The sequence below is a fragment of the Proteus faecis genome (assembly GCF_003144395.1).
GTDB classification, from domain to species: domain Bacteria; phylum Pseudomonadota; class Gammaproteobacteria; order Enterobacterales; family Enterobacteriaceae; genus Proteus; species Proteus faecis.
In genome coordinates, this window is the sequence record NZ_PENZ01000045.1 from 363,955 (window position 1) to 383,601 (window position 19,647).

The window sequence follows — 19,647 nt, forward strand, 5'->3', positions numbered from 1 at the left end:
TAAATAGGCTTATGCTGGATTATCAATATCGACAAATGTCACATCGAAGTGATGTGTCTGAGCAAGCCATTCACCTAATGCTTTAATACCATAACGCTCTGTCGCATGGTGTCCCGCTGCAAAAAAATGCACGCCCATTTCTCTTGCAATATGAATAGTTTGTTCCGAAACTTCACCAGTCACAAAAGCATCCACCCCTTGCTCTGCTGCATCTTGAATAAAGCCCTGTCCGCCGCCTGTACACCAAGCAATATTACGAATAGTTTCAGGGGCATTATCACCACAATGCAATACATTGCGTTGTAATGCTTTTTCTAAACGAGCTTTTAATTCAAGAGGCGTTAAAGGTAAATCAAACACACCTTTAGGCACTAAAGGTAATATTTCACCTTCAACTTTAACGCCCATTTTTAACGCTAATTGAGCATTGTTACCTAAGATTGGGTGAGCATCTAACGGCAAATGATAACCAAAAAGATTAATATCATTACAAAGTAATGTCTTTAAGCGGTTACGCTTCATTGAGCGAATAACAACAGGCTCATTTTTCCAAAAGTAACCATGGTGTACTAAAATCGCATCAGCGTTTAATCGTACAGCTTCATCAAGTAATGCTTGGCTTGCCGTTACACCCGTTACTATTTTTTGAATATGAGGACGACCTTCAACTTGAAGCCCATTAGGTGCATAATCTTGAAAGTTCTCAATGCTTAACTTCTCATTAATCACTAATTCCAGATCAGTATTCTTCATTTTATCTATTTCCCTGTTATCACGAATGCCACTATTTATCTAACAATAAGATAAATAGTATTAGGTTAATCGCCTTCGTTTAAATGACTGATTACTGTTTATTGTAACGTAAAAATTGAAGATTATTTGCAGATAAGAAAAAACAAGAAAGTAGCACCAGAAAAGTTCTTAAAGAGGGATAAAAATAACGCCTACTTTTGCAGGCGTTATCTTAATATTCTGTTATTTGTGACTATTTAGTGCCACTTCTGATTTTGCCAACCAAACGGGTTTATCGCTTGTTTTAGACCATACTCGATGTATATAGCTATAAAACTGTGCGCGTTTAGGATGAAAAATCATAACAGGAAATGCCACAACACCTAGCGCAATCGCACCAGAACGACGGGCTAAAACATGTTTTTTTGTATATTCGTTATAAGCTGGCATAGTGCTCTCCTGCATACAGATTAATTTATTGATTGAAATTTTACCTCATTTAATGAAACTTTACTACTGATCAGACCACTTAATTTGTGCGAAAAATCACCTTTATTTTGCTTGATATGTAATTAAATTTCATAATAGAAATAAAAATAAAACAAAATTGAAACAAAAAACAAACCACATTAACAAAGTAGCCTAATATTTTATTAAATTACGGTTATAGTAAATAATTTCGCGAGTGAATTATAAAAAAGAGAAAATCAGAGAATAAGATTTACTGCTAAAAAATAAATAACTCTAGTCCCCCCACTTTTACCTTTGTTACCTACAGCCATTCTTATTTTGCGTGATCCACCTGTTCCTTTAATTAAGTCGCCTTTATCAGGTTTACTGATAAGTTCATTTTGAAGTATTCGTATTTCTTTATCTGTAGCCAATAGTTTGATTTGCTCAGTAAACATTGAGGTTTAAATAAATTCTATGGCATGACTCATTAAATTCCCTTTCTAATCTGTCATCAATGGGTGTGCAATGTACACCAACTAAATTCAAGATTAAATACGAGTTATCATACGACAAAGCATTTTTTTGAAAAAAATCCCTCTATCAAAGAGGGAGATAATTTTAATTAAGATATATTTATTTCTTAACCGTTTTGCCTTTACCACGTAGGGTTTCGGTTAACCCTTTAAGAAAATATCTCACGAGTTGATCGCCACAGTTACGATAGTTTTTATGTCCAGGCTTACGGAATACTGCACTGAGTTCTGGCTTAGAAACACGGAAGTCTGCAAGCTCATAAATCTTTAGAATATCAACATCTTTTAACTCAAAAGCGACACGCAGTTTTTTTAAGATAATATTATTTGTTATACGTTTTTCAACTTCAGGTGCTGGAAAATTCTCATCTTTGCCTCGACGATAAAAAATCAGGCCATTTAAAAAATGTCCCATTGCATTATCGTCACACTCAACAAACTCAGGCTCATCGTCTTTTTTCAACCAACTATTTACTAACTCTTTTGTGACTGTGAAATCAGCCAGTTTCATGATTTCAACAACATGCGCATCACTTAGATCCAGCATGTAGCGTACACTTCGTAAAACAAAATTATTTTGCATTTTATTGATTATCCACTCTATTTTTAATTCTAAATCAACCTCAATGATGGATATCAATGCTGTGATCTAAAAATATTCAATAATTAAAAAAATACACTCTACCTTTAGGTAGAGTGTATTCTCTATAAATAGTTTATCGTACTAACTTATTTATTAGCAAAAACATTATTTACTATTTCAATAGCTTCTTTTTCAATTAATTCACGATGCTCAGGACCACGGAAGCTTTCACAGTAAATCTTATAGGCTTCTTCGGTACCAGAAGGACGAGCCGCAAACCAACCGTAATCGGTCATCACTTTTAAACCACCAATAGATGCGCCATTACCTGATGCATGCGTTAAACGTGCAGTTATTGGATCACCGGCTAATATACTTGCTGTCACCATTTCAGGCGATAAACGTGACAACAGCGCTTTTTGTTCATGGGTTGCTGATGCTTGAATACGGTTATAGCTTGGTGAACCAAAACGTTGTGCTAATTCATTGTAATGTTCTTGCGGATCTTTACCTGTTACTGCTTTCATTTCGGCAGCCAGCAGGCATAAAATAATACCGTCTTTATCAGTTGACCATGGTTTTCCATTAAAGCGTAAGAAAGATGCACCAGCACTCTCTTCACCACCAAAACCAAATTCACCGCTAAATAAGCCTTGAACAAACCATTTAAAACCAACAGGCACTTCAACTAGCTCACGGCCTAAATCTGCCACAACACGGTCAATCATTGCACTTGAAACCAGTGTTTTACCTACTTTTACATCTTTAGCCCATTGTGGACGATGGCGGAAAAGATAGTTAATCGCAGCCGCTAAATAGTGATTAGGATTCATTAAACCAGAAGGTGTCACAATACCATGACGATCGTAATCAGGATCGTTAGCAAAGGCTAAATCAAACTTATCACGTAACTGTAATAAGCCTTCCATCGCCCATGGCGATGAACAGTCCATGCGAATAACACCATCGTGATCCAGCGTCATAAAACGGAACGTCTGATCAACTTGATCGTTAACTAATTCAAGATCAAGACCATAATATTCACCGATGCGTTTCCAGTACTCAATACCAGAACCACCTAATGGATCAACGCCCAATTTTAAGCCCGCTTTCTTAATCGCTTCCATATCAACAACGTCACCTAACGCTTTGACATAAGGCATAATTAAGTCTTGAGGTTGAATATAACCACTTGCTAATGCTTCATCATAAGAAAGACGTTTGATCCCTGCTAAATTGTTCTCAAGCAGTTCATTAGCTCGTTTCTCAATAACTGAAGTTAAATCTGTATCCGCAGGCCCACCATTTGATGGATTATATTTAATACCGCCATCTTCAGGTGGATTATGAGATGGCGTGATCACGATACCATCAGCAATATCTTGATGTGCTTCATTGTATGTCAAAATAGAAAAAGAGACTGCCGGTGTTGGTGTATAGCCATTATTTTCTTGAATAATCACTTTAACTTTATTGGCGGCAAGTACTTCTAAAACAGAAATAAATGCAGGCTCTGACAATCCATGGGTATCTTTACCCACATAACATGGTCCTGTTACTTCATTATTAGCACGTACTTCAGCAATAGCCTGTGCAATTGCCAAAATATGTGCTTCATTAAAGCTATGGCGATTTGCACTTCCACGATGACCAGATGTACCAAATTTCACACGATGAGCATTATTGCTAGCTTGTGGTTTAAGTGAATAGTATTGAGACGTTAATTGCGCCACATTAATAAGATCACTTTGACGAGTATGCTGCCCTGCTCTTGGATGAATTGCCACGAATCTTCTCCTATTAGACATCACAATCACGCTTTAAACAAAAGCCTTTGCAATGCATCAATTAACAATAGTGGTTAGATAGTTCCACACACCTTATCAATCTCATTTGCAGGGAATTGCATATCCTGCATGATGCTTTGTACCATTGTTCTTTTACGCTCTGTGTTCGAGTTAGTGATAACCCAAAACGGCGTACCTGAAATATGGCGCGGTTTTGTATGACGTCCACTATCGAGTAATGTTTGTTCATCACCAGCAAAATAGATACGTGTTCGTCCATGTACTGTTTCAGCAGATTGAGTAAAAGTAGCGCTATCTAGGCTATATAACGTAGAAAGGATCTGTAAAAAACGATCAACTGATTTTGTTTTTTCTGCGTAACTGTCAGATAGCAGCAGTTCTCGCATTTCACGGATCGGATTTTTTGCTGGTGTAATCGATTTAGGTTCAGCTTCCTGTTTTATAACAGGTGCTTGTACTGACTCAGTGACAACGACTGGTTGTACGGGCTGTTTGGCATCGAGCTTCAGTAGACGCCTTAAAATATCTGAAGCGCTTTCACCGATATGCCTAGTTTCGCTAGCAATATAGCGGTAAAGTTCGTCATCAATTTCTATCTTTTTCATTGCTACCCAGTACTGTTTTCAAAAAAAGTAATTAGGATTATAAGATATAATCTTTAAAAACAAAATAGGTAAAATTTCAATAACTTAAAGAAGATCTATTCGAGATCCTACCGTTTTAAAGGCTAAGCTCGGCATTTATCCTATTGTTTATCTTGGTATCATCTTCTATTCTTTGAACTTATTCGCAAAAAGTCAGTTTTAAACTCAAACATATCACACCACCAATTCCAAAATAATATAAAATCCTAATTATTTATTTTTGAGCAATGTCAATGTTTCAACTTTTTAAATAACTTTAGAATATATATCTGCAAAATGTTATTTTTATAGTTTTTTATAAATTTATCTTATCAATTATTTCTAAGCTTCATTACTCTTTCATATTATCGCGATAAGTTGGCTTAGTATCTTGTGCATGTCATCATAGAAGAAAATCGCAATCATTTTGGTCATTAATATGAAACTCAATACATTATTAAATTATCAATTACACCAACCTGAAACTACACCTGCATCTAATTTACCTATCGTTTTAATTCATGGTCTCTTTGGTGATCTCAATAATTTAGGTGTTTTAGGTCGCGCACTTCGTCAAGATAATACCGTAATACAAATTGATGTGCGTAACCATGGACATTCTCCTCATAGCAACAGTATGAATTATCAAGATATGGCACAAGATGTGCTCGCATTACTTGATAGCTTAACTATCTCAAAAGCCATTATTATTGGGCATTCAATGGGAGGCAAAATTGCGATGGCGATGACAGCGTTAGCTCCCGAACGTATCGCAAATATTGTTGTGATTGATATGTCCCCTGTTGCTTATAACGTTCGCCGTCATGACAAAATTTTTGCTGCGCTTGAAGCCGTAACAGAAGCTCAAGTCACACGCCGTCAAGATGCTGTGGAAATCATGCGCCCTTTTATTGAAGAGGAAGGTGTGATCCAATTTTTACTCAAATCATTCAAAAATGGTGAATGGCTATTTAATTTACCTGCAATAAAAAATGCTTATTCAGACATTATTGGCTGGCAAGAGGTGCCGGCTTGGCATCATCCTGTATTATTTATTCGTGGCGGTTTATCACCTTATATTTTAGATGAGTATCGTGAAAATATAGCTCGCCAATTTCCTCTCGCGACTGCCTTTGTTGTCGCAAACACAGGGCATTGGGTTCATTCAGAAAAACCAGATACCGTTATTAAGGCCATTCGTCGTTTTTTAGCGAAAGCTTAATTGATAGACTTTACTGTTTAAAATAACGTCACTGAAAAATGAGAATTTAATAGAATGTATAATTATTGTGCTTAAAATTTGTGTCTGTTGATAAAAAGACCAAATCACAATAGGTTAAATTCAGGAAGCAGTGGCGAGACATCACTATGTGGGGTATTATTGGGCGTTTCGCAATTTAGTCATTGGTATACGCCCTTTCACAGCAAAATTTATGGCAAAAGAACAAACTGATCGCACCACACTGGATTTGTTCGCAGATGAACGCAGACCTGGGCGACCTAAAACAAACCCGCTTTCTCGGGATGAACAGCTTAGAATTAATAAACGCAATCAATTAAGACGTGATAGAGTTAATGGATTACGTCGAGTTGAGTTAAAATTAAATGAAGATGCAGTGAATGCTCTCAATGAGTTAGCGACAGAAAGAAACGTCAGTCGTAGTGAACTTATTGAAGAAATATTACTAGAGCAATTGGCGCAAAATCACGCCTTAAAAATGCATCAAAACAAGAATAGCTAGCAGATAAACCACACAAATTCGACAGAATTAGCCTGCTATTTTCGTCAAAATACATTTTTAGTTTTCTATTATGAAAACACAATGCTTATCTTTCACTAGTAATTGTTCAAACACAGACAAATATACTCTAAATATTTTGAAGTGTAGCTAGGTGACAAGTGAATGAGTCACTAGAAACATACAAAAAGTATGTAACTAGTGAGAATAGACGTAGTCAATAACGCTACAATTTGAAATATAACGAATTTAGAATAAAAGAGGTTATCTCACTTTATGGCAATCATAGGAATATTCTTCGGCAGTGATACTGGCAACACAGAAAATATTGCCAAAATGCTTCAAGAAAGACTGGGCGCTGATAATGCCGAAGTTCATGATATTGCAAAATCTAGTCAAGAAGACATCGAAGCGTTCGATATTCTGTTACTAGGTATTCCTACTTGGTATTATGGTGAAGCACAATGTGATTGGGATGACTTTTTCCCAACACTAGAAGATATTGATTTCAATGGCAAGCTTGTTGCACTATTTGGTTGTGGTGACCAAGAGGATTACGCAGAATATTTCTGTGATGCAATGGGTACTATCCGCGATATTATTGAGCCTCGTGGTGCAGTTATCGTAGGACATTGGCCAACTGAAGGCTATCATTTCGAAGCCTCTAAAGGGCTTGCTGATGATAATCATTTTATCGGTCTTGCAATTGATGAAGATCGTCAACCAGAATTAACCGAAGAGCGTGTTGACGCTTGGGTTGCTCAAATCAAAGAAGAAATGAGCCTAGACGAAATTCTGGGGTAAAATAAATTCTCAATATTGAGAATGATAATTATTCAATGGTGTGCTAAGATAGTGTGATAGGTGGGGTGTTTATTTTTAAATATCATGCCTATAATCAATGAGGTTATTTATTCACCCGAGTATTAATGAATAAAACCTATTTGTGAGCACAAAAATTAAATTCACCATTAGCAACAGGATTAAATCCGCATGACCGACAATAATAAAGCGTTAAAAAATGCTGGGTTAAAAGTTACACTTCCTCGCTTAAAGATCTTGGAAGTGCTCCAGGATCCTGAGTGCCATCATGTCAGTGCTGAAGATCTCTACAAAAAACTCATCGATATCGGTGAAGAGATTGGTCTGGCTACAGTGTATCGCGTCTTAAACCAATTTGATGATGCTGGTATTGTTACCCGACATAATTTTGAAGGTGGTAAATCAGTATTTGAATTAACTCAACAACACCATCATGACCATCTAATTTGTCTTGATTGTGGTAAAGTTATCGAGTTTACAGACGATGCAATTGAATTACGCCAAAGAAACATCGCTGAACGTCATGGTATCAAACTTTCCAATCATAGCCTTTATTTATATGGCCACTGCGCTGAAGGTAATTGCAAAGAAGATAGCCATGCACATGATGAGAAATAATTCATTCTGGATAATCTCTCAGTAAAAAAAAGGAACTGTGAACAGTTCCTTTTTTATTATTCAAAATTAGGTAATATAAATATCGTTACTTCATCACACTAATACTGTGTTTGACATGTTTTAAATGCACCACAATCGTAAATGTAACAATAACCAATAGTGACCAAGAGCCCCATTTGCCTGCATGTACTGCAGACCAAGCACCAATTTGGTTAGGGTATTGCCAAACACCAAAAAATGTACCGAAATTCTCAGCAAGCCAAATAAAGAAACCTATCAGAACAAAAGCAAGTAATAAGGGCATCTTTCGCTCTGTATCATAAGGCGTAAAATAAACCACACTACGAGCGTAAAGACCTAAAATAAAGGCAGTTAAGTACCATCGATAATCACCAATAAAGTGATGAGAAAAGAAATTAATATAAATAGCAAGAGCAACAAATGTTGCCAGCCAATAAGGTGGGTAATTATCTATACGAAGTTTAAAAAAACGCCATGCTTGAATTAAATAACTTCCTACCGCAGAATACATAAATCCTGTAAACAAAGGGACTTCCCACAATTTTGTGTAAGCAAAATCAGGGTATTTCCATGAACCAATTGCCGCTGATGTTTTAAATAGCTCCATCACAAAACCAACAATGTGGAAAAAACAAATCGCTTTTAATTCATCCCATGTTTCCAACTTTCCCCACACCATCCATAATTGAAAAGCGATAGCGAGAATAAGAAGTACATCATAACGAGGTATGCCAAAAATACCGTTACTTGGTGTTGCAAATAAAATAAAAAAGAAAAATCCCGCAAATAAACAAGACCGCACCTCTTTCACACCAAAAAAAAGAAATTCAATAATAAATCGTTTTATACCTTTAAAAGGTTTCAATGGTGGTTCTAATAAAAAATCATCCAATCGTTTTAACATGCTTCTTCCTGGAAACTTGCATTATCAAACAGCTTTTAATGCAGAATAATAAATAAGGTGAGATAAAATGAACGGCAAGAAATTTGCCATAGAATAAAAAAACGTACAAGGATGAAAAGGACGAAAAAGAAAGGAATGAAAAAATAAAGGTATTTACCCCCCACTACGATACCCACTCTGACTGCCTTTACTTAGGGTAAATACCTTACGCAAATTCTGCGAAATAACTGAAGCGCAAGAGATAAACATAACCCACTTACATTTATCTCAGACGATATGACATGACGACTTTACTTCATTACTTTTACTACAACTGCATACCACTATTTTAAAACAACTGTTTACTACTTTTACTTCAACTCTTTTGTTTCTAATTCTTAATTAACGCACCCCTACCTTTTTACGACTTATTTTATTTATCGTAATCGTATTTAAATCTTTTTAGTTTTATTTAGGATAAAGTGCAATTAATACACTTTATCCTTATGCCGATATTAGAAAATAGTGAATGGCATTATCACGTTAAACTTAACGTCTTTTTCATCTTGGAAAATATTACTAAAACCACCGTCATAACTTGGAATATCAGAGTGATTATCATAACGGGTATAGTGAAGCTTAAAGAGAGTGCCTTTAGCGCGACCTTCTTGAACCGTATACATAATATCCGCATTCCATGCACTTTCTCTAATACGCTGACCTTGGTCATAAATGGCTTTACCGCTTGGCTTAGCATCCCATGCGTAAATATAAGATGTACCTACAGCCCAACCGGATAGATCCCAGTTTTTCAGATCATACATAACGCCAGCATAAAGTGCTTTTTCTCCATTAGCGTTAAAGTCTGAACGACCATCCCACCAGATATCAAGGCGACCATTTGATGTTGCCCAACCCGGCGTCATACGTTGTAAGAAATAACCTTGATTACCTTCAGCTTTAACCCATGTTCCTTCTACTTTGAAGTCAAATACATTATAGGTATAACCAAAAGTCAGTGCTTGTAACCATGCCAGCCCATCATAAACGTCATTAACGCCACCGCCGGTCACTTTATCTTTAGCACCGTAGAATTGGTAAGACGTTCTTAATGCATTATCAGCAATTGGGAAATCATAAGAAACTTTGCCAAAATACTGATCAATATAACCATCGGCCTGACCAAATGCCGCTTCTAGTACTAGGCTATTTTTAAAATCATATTTGGCGCCGAAAGAGTGAAGATAGCTGATATTGGTTTCTAGATCCGCTTTGCGGAAGTTGTACATATTCCGATACCATGGCGCTTTATATTCATCTGTCCACATATACGAGAAAGATAATTCACCGCTTTTATCGAAATCGAAAACAGCACCCGCTTCTGCACCGCGGTAAGTTCCCGGTAAGAAGCTCCAATGTGGACGCAATAACGTTTGACCTTTAGGTTGAATATATCCCCCTTGAGCCCAGAAATTGCCTAATTTGAATTTTGCAGCCGCTTTATAAACACTTAAGCCACTGCGATCGCCAGTCCATTTTTCATCCCAGCGACTTTTAGCGTCACTAAAACCGATTTCATTAGGTGCCGCAGGGCCACTGTTATTCAATTCAGCCGCACCAAAAGCAGCTAAATCAATACCGATAAAATCACCGAGGTAACCAGATGAGAAATCTAAATTAGCGTTGAATGTAGAATGGTGTAAGTTAGCTTTGTATTTGCCGTAATCGGGGCTATTTGGTGTTAACTCTTTTCTATCACGATCACGTTGCCAATAAAAAAGACCACCCGTTAAGGTTGAGTCATCAATAAACCCTTCAGCATGAGACATTTTTGCAGGTAGTGCAGTTACAAGCAATGCGCCCATAACGGCAAGTGCCACCCTGCCTGGTTTAGCATGTTGCATAACCATAGCATTGTTCCTCTTTGACTTTGACTAAAAAAGAAATAAGCACAATGCCTATTTCCAAATATAAAACCCCAAGTGGGGAAAAAACCTAAATTAGGTTAGAAACAGCATATTTTTCGCGACGCGAATTATCAACCTAAAAAAAAGAATTTTTATCAAAATATGACAAAGGGCACATAACACAATGATCGTTTCATTTTTTTACTTTTATAAAGAGTGATTTAAAAATGTCATAATTAATTGATTTAACTATATTTTATAAAACAATCATTAAATGATATAAAATTTCGTTTTGACAGAAAGGAATAATAAGCAGTATTTATAAATAATCTTTTTTAACGATGTGAAATATATGGCTCGTATCACACTTTTATTATTACAGTTTTATTTAGCGTGATGGTATGAAAAAACAAAAGAATAAAGTGATAGTGAATAAATTATTTCAACTGAAATAAATGAAAATTTATCACCGAAAAAAGAGAAAATGACCAATCAATCAAATTAAGAGTAGTCATTATTTTATATCAATAGATGAAAAATCATACAAACCAAGGTGTAAAACAACTAAAAAAATGCTCGATAAATAATTACCGAGCATTTTTCATTAAAATACTAATGTGACTTAAAGTGCGTTAGATTAACCTTGCTGAGAAATCTTCGCCCAAGTGTCGCGTAAGCCTACGGTGCGGTTAAACACAAGTTTATCTGCCGTTGAAAGCTTATCAACACAGAAGTAGCCTTCACGCTCAAATTGATACGCTTTTTCAATAGCTGCATCTTTTAAGCTACGTTCAACAAAACCTTCGCGAATAACTAATGATTCAGGGTTGATTGTTGATAAGAAATCATCTTCTGCTGCTGGGTTTGGTACGCTAAATAGACGATCATAAAGACGAATTTCAGCAGGAACAGCATGTGGAATACTTACCCAGTGAATAACGCCTTTTACTTTACGTCCATCAGCAGGATCTTTATTTAAAGTCTCTGCATCATAGGTACAGTAAATAGTCGTAATTTCACCTTGCTCATCTTTTTCAACACGTTCTGCTTTAATAACATAAGCATTACGTAAACGCACTTCTTTACCTAGCACCAAACGTTTATATTGACGGTTTGCTTCTTCTTTGAAGTCAGCGCGATCAATATAGATCTCACGGCTAAATGGTACTTCACGCGTTCCCATTTCTGGTTTATTCGGGTGATTTGGTGCAACAAGAATTTCTTCACCTTCAGGCATATTTTCAATCACTAAACGAACGGGATCGATAACCGCCATTGCACGTGGTGCATTTTCGTTTAAGTCATCACGAATACAAGATTCCAACGCTGCCATTTCGACGTTGTTTTCTTGTTTCGTTACACCAATACGTAGACAAAACTCACGAATAGATTCTGCAGTATAACCACGACGACGTAAGCCTGAAATCGTTGGCATACGAGGATCATCCCAACCATTGACAATGTTTTCTGTCACAAGCTGATTCAGCTTACGTTTTGACATCACTGTGTATTCAAGATTAAGACGTGAGAATTCATATTGACGAGGATGACAAGGGATAGTGATATTATCCAATACCCAATCATATAAACGACGGTTATCTTGGAACTCTAAAGTACATAAAGAATGCGTGATATTTTCCAGTGCATCAGAGATACAGTGGGTAAAATCATACATAGGATAAATGCACCATTTATTTCCAGTTTGGTGATGTTCAGCAAATTTAATACGATAAAGCACAGGATCACGCATAACAATAAACGGTGATGCCATATCGATTTTTGCACGTAAACAGGCTTTACCTTCTTCAAAACCACCAGCACGCATTTTTTCAAATAACGCTAAGTTCTCTTCTACGCTACGTGAACGATAAGGGCTGTTTTTACCTGGCTCTTTTAATGTACCGCGGTATTCACGAATTTCTTCAGCGCTTAACTCATCAACATAAGCTAAGCCTTTATTAATCAGCTCAATCGCATATTGATAAAGCTGATCAAAATAATCTGAGGAGTAATGAATGCTACCTTCCCATTGGAAACCTAACCACTGAACATCTTTTTGAATTGAGTTGATGTACTCAATATCTTCTTTTACTGGATTGGTATCATCAAAACGTAGATTACATTTTCCCTGATAATCTTTAGCAATACCAAAATTCAGGCAAATTGATTTCGCATGGCCGATATGAAGATAGCCATTAGGTTCAGGTGGGAAACGCGTATGAACGCTATCATGTTTCCCGGTAGCCAGATCTTCATCAATAATTTGACGAATAAAGTTCGTTGGGCGGGCATCTGCCTCATTCATGGTCATTTTTTCCTCAAAGCAAAACGCATAATTAACCCACTATAATCCAATAAGCAGGTTTCATAAATACCTTAGCTAAATACACCCCTGAGATATTTATCAAAATAGAGATAAAAAAACGGGAAGTTCAAAAGACTCCCCGTTTTATCGTCTTATTTAACCATCTCTTTATAGAGGATTAAATATCTATATAGAATTTATTTTATCACATTGTAGATAATGGTTTTATTTCCGACCACAACACCGGCAACGGGGTTAGCAATCTTATCAAAATCATCGATATTACTAACAATCACAGGACTTATCATCGATTTAGCATTAGCATTCAGATATTCAAGATCTAATTCTAAGATAGGTTGACCAACTTTAACCTCCGCACCTTCCTCAACTAGACGCTTGAAGCCTTTGCCACCTAACGCAACGGTATCAATTCCCATATGCACGATGATTTCAACACCATTGTCAGTCTCAATACAAAATGCGTGGTTTGTATCAAAAATCTTAACCACCGTACCTGTTGCTGGAGCCATCACGATATTAGAGGTTGGTTTAATCGCTACACCATCACCAACAACACCACTAGAGAACGCTTCATCAGGCACATCTTTCAATGCCACGACTTCACCATCAAAAGGTGCAATCATTTCAAGTAACACTTTTGCAGTTGTGTTGGCTTGTTTTACTGCTGTTTTCTCCATAGATACTGTTGAACTAGCAGGCGCTTCATAAGCCGGCACAGGGCCTTGAGTTAATACTTCACGCATAGCGTTAGCAACTAATTCAGCACGCGTACCCACAATCACTTGAACGCTTTGTTTGTTTAAACGAATAACACCTGATGCACCTAAACGTTTTGCATAGGCATCATTAACAACTGTGGCATCTTTTACATTTAAACGTAAACGGGTAATACAAGCATCAATACCGGTTAAGTTATCTGAACCACCGATAGCCGCGATATATTGACGAGCTTCTTGCTGGATACCTTCTTTACTATTTGCTGGCGCTGTTTTGACATCTTCATCATAACCATCCGCCGTTTCATCACCAACCACTTCATCTTCACGACCTGGTGTTTTCAGGTTGAATTTAGTGATAGTGAAACGGAAAATACCGTAATAGATAAAGAAGAAAACAATACCCTGAACAATCAGCATGTACCAATGAACAGCTAGTGGGTTGCGTGAAGATAAGAACATATCCACTAAGCCTGCACTAAAGCCGAATCCTGAAATCCACTCCATGCTCGCCGCGATATAAACAGAAATCGCCATCAAGAATGCGTGAATAACATAAAGCACTGGTGCCACGAACATAAAGGAGAATTCAAGCGGCTCAGTAATACCGGTGAAGAAAGCAGCAAATGCACCCGCAAGCATGATACCAGCCACTTTTGCTTTGTGCTCTTTACGTGCGCAGTGATAAATAGCAAGAGCTGCCCCCGGTAAACCAAACATCATTACTGGGAAGAAACCTGCTTGATAACGACCTGTAACCCCCACTGTTGCTAAGCCAGAATCAATAGCTTGCTGACCTGCTAGGAAGTTAGGAATATCATTAATACCAGCAACGTCAAACCAGAATACAGAGTTCAACGCATGGTGTAAGCCCACTGGAATTAATAAACGGTTAAAGAATGCGTAAATACCCGCACCTAATGCCCCCATATCTTTAATGCTTTCACCAAAGCTGACTAATCCGCCATAAATCACAGGCCAGATATACATCAGAATAAAGGCAACGATAATCATTAAAAATGAGGTTAGGATAGGAACTAAACGGCGACCGCTAAAGAATGACAATGCGCGAGGCAATTCAACGCTACTAAAGCGATTATAAAGCTCGGCAGAAAGGACACCAACCAAGATCCCAACAAACTGGTTATTTATTTTACCAAAAGCAACGGGAACCTCTTCTAAAGGTAGGCCTTTAATCATTGACACCGCTGCTGGAGAGCAAAGTGTTGTCACGACTAAGAACCCAACAAATCCTGTTAAAGCGGCAGCACCGTCTTTGTCTTTCGACATACCATAAGCAACACCAATGGCAAACAAGACTGACATATTATCGATGATGGCAGCACCAGATTTGATAAGTAAGGCAGCAAGCGCGTTATCGCTACCCCAGCCTACTGGATCAATCCAGTAGCCAATCCCCATCAGAATTGCTGCTGCAGGTAATGTAGCAACAGGCACCATCAGCGCCCGCCCTATCTTCTGCAGATAACTTAAAATATTCACAAACTCCCCCTTGGATAGCCCCTATGCGGGATCTTATTCATACTCATTCATATTTTGTAACAAAATTGATGAGCTAATTATTTAATTCCATTTTTAGTCTAAAAAAATTATTTCGTATCGCAAATTAATTAGTCATAATTTGTGATTTGAGTCACCAATGTCGTATATTTTTTAGCTTAAATGCTAGCTAAGTCAGAAAGCTTATTTTATGATTAAAAATATCTTTTGGCGGGACATTTCGATCATCAGCTAAAAATGAAAAGAAATTCGTGTTATAGATGAGCTACTGATAATCACATGATGAAATAACACGTTACTGAATTATCAGATTTGTCTTTTTTCTATGAGGTTACTATGAGGTTAATCCCCCTATCTACGGCAAAGCAAGTTGGTAAGTGGTCTGCAAATTACATCGTTGAGAAAATCAACGCATTTAATCCAACGGCAGAACGCCCTTTCGTACTTGGTTTACCGACTGGTGGCACGCCATTGGCGACATATAAAGAGTTAATTGAATTACATCGTGCAGGAAAAGTTAGCTTCCAACACGTTGTGACGTTCAATATGGATGAATATGTTGGTATTCCATCTGACCATTCACAAAGTTATCGTACTTTTATGTATGAAAACTTCTTTAATCATATTGATATTAAAGATGAAAATATCAATTTATTAAACGGCAATGCAGAAGATCCACAAGCTGAATGCGAACGTTATGAGGCTAAAATCAAGTCTTATGGCAAAATCAATTTATTTATGGGCGGTGTAGGTAACGACGGTCACATTGCATTTAATGAACCCGCGTCATCACTCTCTTCACGCACTCGTATGAAAACGCTAACTGAAGATACACGCTTAGCAAATTCACGTTTCTTCGATAATAATGTCAATCATGTTCCTAAATATGCACTGACAGTTGGTGTAGGCACATTATTAGATGCTGAAGAATTGATGATTTTGGCAACTGGTTTTAATAAAGCACAAGCCGTACATGCAGCAACAGAAGGCGCTGTTAACCATTTATGGACGATTTCCTGTGTTCAACTTCACCCTAAAGCAATTTTAGTGTGTGACGATCCAGCAACAATGGAATTACGAGTAAAAACATTGCGTTATTTCCAACAAATTGAAGCGCAAGAGTGTCAGAAATACCAAGACTAAGTTTAGTAAAATTAAGTACCTACTGATTAAGTAGCGGAAAAGGCTAAACTCTCTTACTTATCAGCCAGAATTTGCTGGCTGATATCGGCTTTTTAGATTGACTTCCCTTATCAGGAGACAAAGGTATGTTTGCCTTAACAAATGCTGTTATTTATACAGGTTACGACCGTTTAGAAAACCACGCCATTATTATTAACGGCGCCCATATTGAGCAGGTTTGCCCACAGGATCAACTGCCAAAAGATATTACTGTTCGTGATATGAAAGGGGCAATTGTCTCTCCCGGCTTTATCGATTTACAGGTTAATGGTTGTGGTGGTGTACAATTTAATGACATACCTGAAAATGTTACTGTTGAAACGTTAGAAATTATGCAAAAGGCGAATGAACGTTTAGGTTGCACTAGCTATTTGCCAACGCTAATTACCTGTTCTGATGAATTGATGAAAATAGGCATTGAAGCAACTCGTGCTTATATGAAGAAACATAAAAATAAAGTATTGGGATTACATTTAGAAGGTCCTTATATCAACGTGATTAAAAAAGGAACTCATGATCCACAATTCATTCGTCAACCAAGTGCTCAGATGATTAACTATTTGTGCGATAATGCTGATGTCATCGCCAAAATCACTCTTGCGCCAGAAATGGTTGATGAAAAGTATGTTCGTCAATTAATCAAAGCAGGTATCATTGTTTCTGCGGGTCATTCCAATTCAACTTATGAAGAAGCACGTAAAGGATTCCGTAATGGTATCTCATTATCGACTCACCTTTACAATGCAATGCCTTATATTACAGGCAGAGGCCCTGGGCTTGTTGGCGCCATTTATGATACACCAGAGGTTTATGCTGGTATCATTGCCGATGGTTTACATGTTTCATGGGCAAATATTCGTAACAGTAAGCGTTTAAAAGGTGAAAAATTACTTTTAGTCACAGACGCAACTGCGCCAGCGGGGCTTGATCCTAATAAAAATGAGATGGATAGTTTCGATTTTGCCGGTAAAACCATATATTATCGTAATGGCCTTTGTGTCGATGCGGATGGCACATTAAGTGGATCATCACTGACCATGATTGATGCAATCAAAAATAGTGTAATCCACGTAGGTATTCCATTAGATGAAACATTGCGGATGGCAACACTTTATCCTGCTCGTGCAATTGGAATAGAAAAAGAATTGGGAACAATTGAAGCTGGAAAAATTGCTAATCTCGCTTCTTTTGACAACGATTTCAACCTTTGTACAACGTTTGTCAATGGTATCGAAATAACTGAATAACTAATGGATGTATATGCTGATGAGTCATAACAACACTGAAACGCAAATTGGCAATATCGATCTTGTTAAACAACTTAACAGTGCGATTGTGTATCGACTGATTGATCAACACGGGCCGATTTCCCGTATCCAAATAGCCGAACAAAGCCAACTAGCACCAGCCAGTGTGACTAAAATTACTCGTCAGTTGCTTGAACGAGGCTTAATCAAAGAAGTTGATCAACAAGCATCAACTGGTGGACGTCGTGCAATTTCTATTATTGTTGAACACCGCAATTTTAATACAGTCAGTGTACGATTGGGTCGTAATGATGCTACTGTCGCGCTTTACGACCTAAGCGGTAAAGTCATTATTGAGCAACACTACCCGTTAGAACAGAGCACTCAAAATGAAGTTGAAGCCCTGCTTATCAATGCAATTGATGATTTTATTAAGCAAAATCAACGCCGCATTCGTGAGCTTATTTCAATTTCCGTGATCTTACCCGGTCTTGTTGATCCCAATAAAGGCATTGTTCGTTATATGCCTCATATGAAAGTAGATAATTGGGCTCTGGTCAATAGCTTAGAAAAACGCTTTAATCTGCCTTGTTATGCTGGACATGATATTCGAAGCCTTGCACTAGCTGAAAATTATTTTGGTGCGACACGAGATTGTGAAGACTCGTTACTAGTCCGTATCCATCGTGGTGCTGGTGCTGGTGTTATTATTAATAATAAAATTCTACTCAACCAACGTGGTAATTTAGGGGAGATTGGTCATATTCAAATCGATCCTCTAGGTGAACGTTGCCATTGTGGCAATTTTGGTTGTTTAGAAACGATTGCATCCAATACTGCTATCGAAGCCAGAGTGCGCTATCAATTAGAGCAAGGCTATCCGAGCCAGTATTTATCGCCAACGCAGTGCCAAATCCAAGATATTTGTCGAGCTGCCGTTAAAAATGACCCTCTAGCAGTCGAAACCATCAAACAAGTGGGTTTACATTTAGGTAAAGCGATTGCGATCGCAATTAACCTATTTAACCCACAAAAAGTAGTTTTGGCGGGTGAATTAACTGAAGCGGCTGAAGTTTTACTTCCCTCAATTCAAAGTTGTATTAATACACAAGTATTAAAAGAATTCAGAGAAGATCTTCCTATTGTCATATCAGAGCTCGATCATCGTTCTGCCATAGGGGCTTTTGCTTTGGCTAAACGCGCAATGCTTAACGGAGAATTGCTTCAACAGCTATTAGAAAAGTAGTTTATTGTCGATAAATTATACTTTTTGAGTTGAATTTATACTTTTCTGATTTTAATTGTAAAATAAGTCTAAAATTCAATCAGTAATATTCAAAGAAAAAGAAATGTTGCGTGAATTTCGCGTTACATTTCTTTTTTTATACCCTTTGTTCTTCATCTTTTTCCTCTTTAACTTAATATCATTTCTCTTATTGCTTTGTTTTTTCTTTTTATTCATACACCATTGCGCCTTATACTTTGAGATATTTTTCATCAACAAGGTTGTTTTTTGGATCTTTTTTCGACAAAATGATTAACCATCGAGCAAACGGACACGTTTCTCGAAAATTAATGCAAAAAGCAGTTGACGGATTTGTCTGTAATACGCATAATGCGCCCCGCAACGCCGACGAAGGTTATGCAAAAAAAGATGGCTATGTAGCTCAGCTGGTTAGAGCACAACACTCATAATGTTGGGGTCACAGGTTCGAATCCCGTCATAGCCACCATCTTTTTGCGGGAGTGGCGAAATTGGTAGACGCACCAGATTTAGGTTCTGGCGCCGCAAGGTGTGCGAGTTCAAGTCTCGCCTCCCGCACCATTTAAACTTCGTCAAGAATTTATCAGTTGGGATATCGCCAAGCGGTAAGGCACCAGGTTTTGATCCTGGCATTCCCAGGTTCGAATCCTGGTATCCCAGCCATTTTTC

Annotated in this window: 16 protein-coding genes, 3 tRNA genes and 1 pseudogene; 10 read left to right on the plus strand and 10 right to left on the minus strand. The window is 37.5% G+C overall.

The genetic code is table 11. The features are described 5' to 3' along the window. Window positions 1-9 precede the first annotated feature (9 nt). The 6 genes and pseudogenes from DK858_RS15425 to seqA all read right to left on the minus strand — a co-directional run bounded on the left by DK858_RS15425 (window position 10) and on the right by seqA (window position 4,714). Window positions 10-753 carry a type 2 GTP cyclohydrolase I gene (locus tag DK858_RS15425; RefSeq protein ID WP_109373941.1) on the minus strand — a complete coding sequence of 248 codons (744 nt, stop codon included), beginning with the start codon at window positions 751-753 and terminating at the stop codon, window positions 10-12. Between the two features lie 222 nt (window positions 754-975). After that, window positions 976-1,182, minus strand: coding sequence for a YbfA family protein (locus tag DK858_RS15430; protein ID WP_109398149.1), 207 nt, complete (start codon window positions 1,180-1,182; stop codon window positions 976-978). 260 nt (window positions 1,183-1,442) lie between these two features. After that, window positions 1,443-1,640 (minus strand): annotated as a pseudogene (locus DK858_RS15435) (type II toxin-antitoxin system RelE/ParE family toxin); the annotation flags it as partial. Window positions 1,641-1,818: 178 nt separating this feature from the next. Beyond that, window positions 1,819-2,301, minus strand: a complete 483-nt coding sequence (locus DK858_RS15440) for a YehS family protein (protein WP_098943871.1) — start codon at window positions 2,299-2,301, stop codon at window positions 1,819-1,821. Between the two features lie 146 nt (window positions 2,302-2,447). After that, window positions 2,448-4,088, minus strand: a complete 1,641-nt coding sequence (pgm, locus tag DK858_RS15445; protein ID WP_109398150.1) for a phosphoglucomutase (alpha-D-glucose-1,6-bisphosphate-dependent) — start codon at window positions 4,086-4,088, stop codon at window positions 2,448-2,450. A gap of 74 nt (window positions 4,089-4,162) precedes the next feature. After that, complete coding sequence (gene seqA, locus DK858_RS15450) at window positions 4,163-4,714, minus strand: replication initiation negative regulator SeqA (protein ID WP_109398151.1); 552 nt, start codon at window positions 4,712-4,714, stop codon at window positions 4,163-4,165. Window positions 4,715-5,171: 457 nt separating this feature from the next. Here seqA and ybfF point away from each other — a divergent pair, with 457 nt between their 5' ends. From ybfF to fur, 4 genes are all read left to right on the plus strand, one after another. Then, window positions 5,172-5,954 carry an esterase gene (gene ybfF / locus DK858_RS15455; RefSeq protein ID WP_109398152.1) on the plus strand — a complete coding sequence of 261 codons (783 nt, stop codon included), beginning with the start codon at window positions 5,172-5,174 and terminating at the stop codon, window positions 5,952-5,954. A 211-nt stretch (window positions 5,955-6,165) separates the two neighbouring features. Beyond that, entirely contained in the window at window positions 6,166-6,474 is a 309-nt protein-coding gene (gene ybfE, locus DK858_RS15460; protein ID WP_036912278.1) for a LexA regulated protein, read from the plus strand. Window positions 6,475-6,747: 273 nt separating this feature from the next. Next, on the plus strand, window positions 6,748-7,275 hold the full coding sequence (fldA, locus tag DK858_RS15465; protein ID WP_004244384.1) for a flavodoxin FldA: 528 nt from the start codon (window positions 6,748-6,750) through the stop codon (window positions 7,273-7,275). A 189-nt stretch (window positions 7,276-7,464) separates the two neighbouring features. Continuing rightward, entirely contained in the window at window positions 7,465-7,911 is a 447-nt protein-coding gene (fur, locus tag DK858_RS15470) for a ferric iron uptake transcriptional regulator (RefSeq protein WP_023581171.1), read from the plus strand. Window positions 7,912-7,996: 85 nt separating this feature from the next. Here the strand turns inward: fur and DK858_RS15475 are convergent, their stop codons facing one another. The 4 genes from DK858_RS15475 to nagE all read right to left on the minus strand — a co-directional run bounded on the left by DK858_RS15475 (window position 7,997) and on the right by nagE (window position 15,267). Further along, entirely contained in the window at window positions 7,997-8,836 is an 840-nt protein-coding gene (locus DK858_RS15475; RefSeq protein WP_109398153.1) for a DUF817 domain-containing protein, read from the minus strand. Window positions 8,837-9,330: 494 nt separating this feature from the next. Beyond that, complete coding sequence (gene chiP / locus DK858_RS15480) at window positions 9,331-10,725, minus strand: chitoporin ChiP (protein WP_109398154.1); 1,395 nt, start codon at window positions 10,723-10,725, stop codon at window positions 9,331-9,333. 634 nt (window positions 10,726-11,359) lie between these two features. Next, a complete protein-coding gene (gene glnS / locus DK858_RS15485) occupies window positions 11,360-13,027 on the minus strand; it encodes a glutamine--tRNA ligase (protein ID WP_109398155.1) in 1,668 nt (555 codons plus the stop codon). 197 nt (window positions 13,028-13,224) lie between these two features. Continuing rightward, entirely contained in the window at window positions 13,225-15,267 is a 2,043-nt protein-coding gene (nagE, locus tag DK858_RS15490) for an N-acetylglucosamine-specific PTS transporter subunit IIBC (RefSeq protein WP_109398156.1), read from the minus strand. 354 nt (window positions 15,268-15,621) lie between these two features. On the opposite strand from nagE, the gene nagB reads away from it, so the two are divergent. The 6 genes from nagB (at window position 15,622) to DK858_RS15520 (ending at window position 19,641) form a co-directional block, all read left to right on the plus strand. Beyond that, complete coding sequence (gene nagB / locus DK858_RS15495) at window positions 15,622-16,428, plus strand: glucosamine-6-phosphate deaminase (RefSeq protein ID WP_075671607.1); 807 nt, start codon at window positions 15,622-15,624, stop codon at window positions 16,426-16,428. A 125-nt stretch (window positions 16,429-16,553) separates the two neighbouring features. After that, window positions 16,554-17,714, plus strand: a complete 1,161-nt coding sequence (nagA, locus tag DK858_RS15500) for an N-acetylglucosamine-6-phosphate deacetylase (protein ID WP_109398157.1) — start codon at window positions 16,554-16,556, stop codon at window positions 17,712-17,714. 13 nt (window positions 17,715-17,727) lie between these two features. Then, window positions 17,728-18,960, plus strand: coding sequence for a DNA-binding transcriptional regulator NagC (gene nagC, locus DK858_RS15505; protein ID WP_109398158.1), 1,233 nt, complete (start codon window positions 17,728-17,730; stop codon window positions 18,958-18,960). A 410-nt stretch (window positions 18,961-19,370) separates the two neighbouring features. Further along, window positions 19,371-19,447: transfer RNA gene (locus DK858_RS15510), tRNA-Met, on the plus strand. Window positions 19,448-19,454: 7 nt separating this feature from the next. Beyond that, window positions 19,455-19,539, plus strand: a tRNA-Leu gene (locus DK858_RS15515). A 27-nt stretch (window positions 19,540-19,566) separates the two neighbouring features. Next, window positions 19,567-19,641 (plus strand) — tRNA-Gln (locus DK858_RS15520). Window positions 19,642-19,647 lie beyond the last annotated feature (6 nt).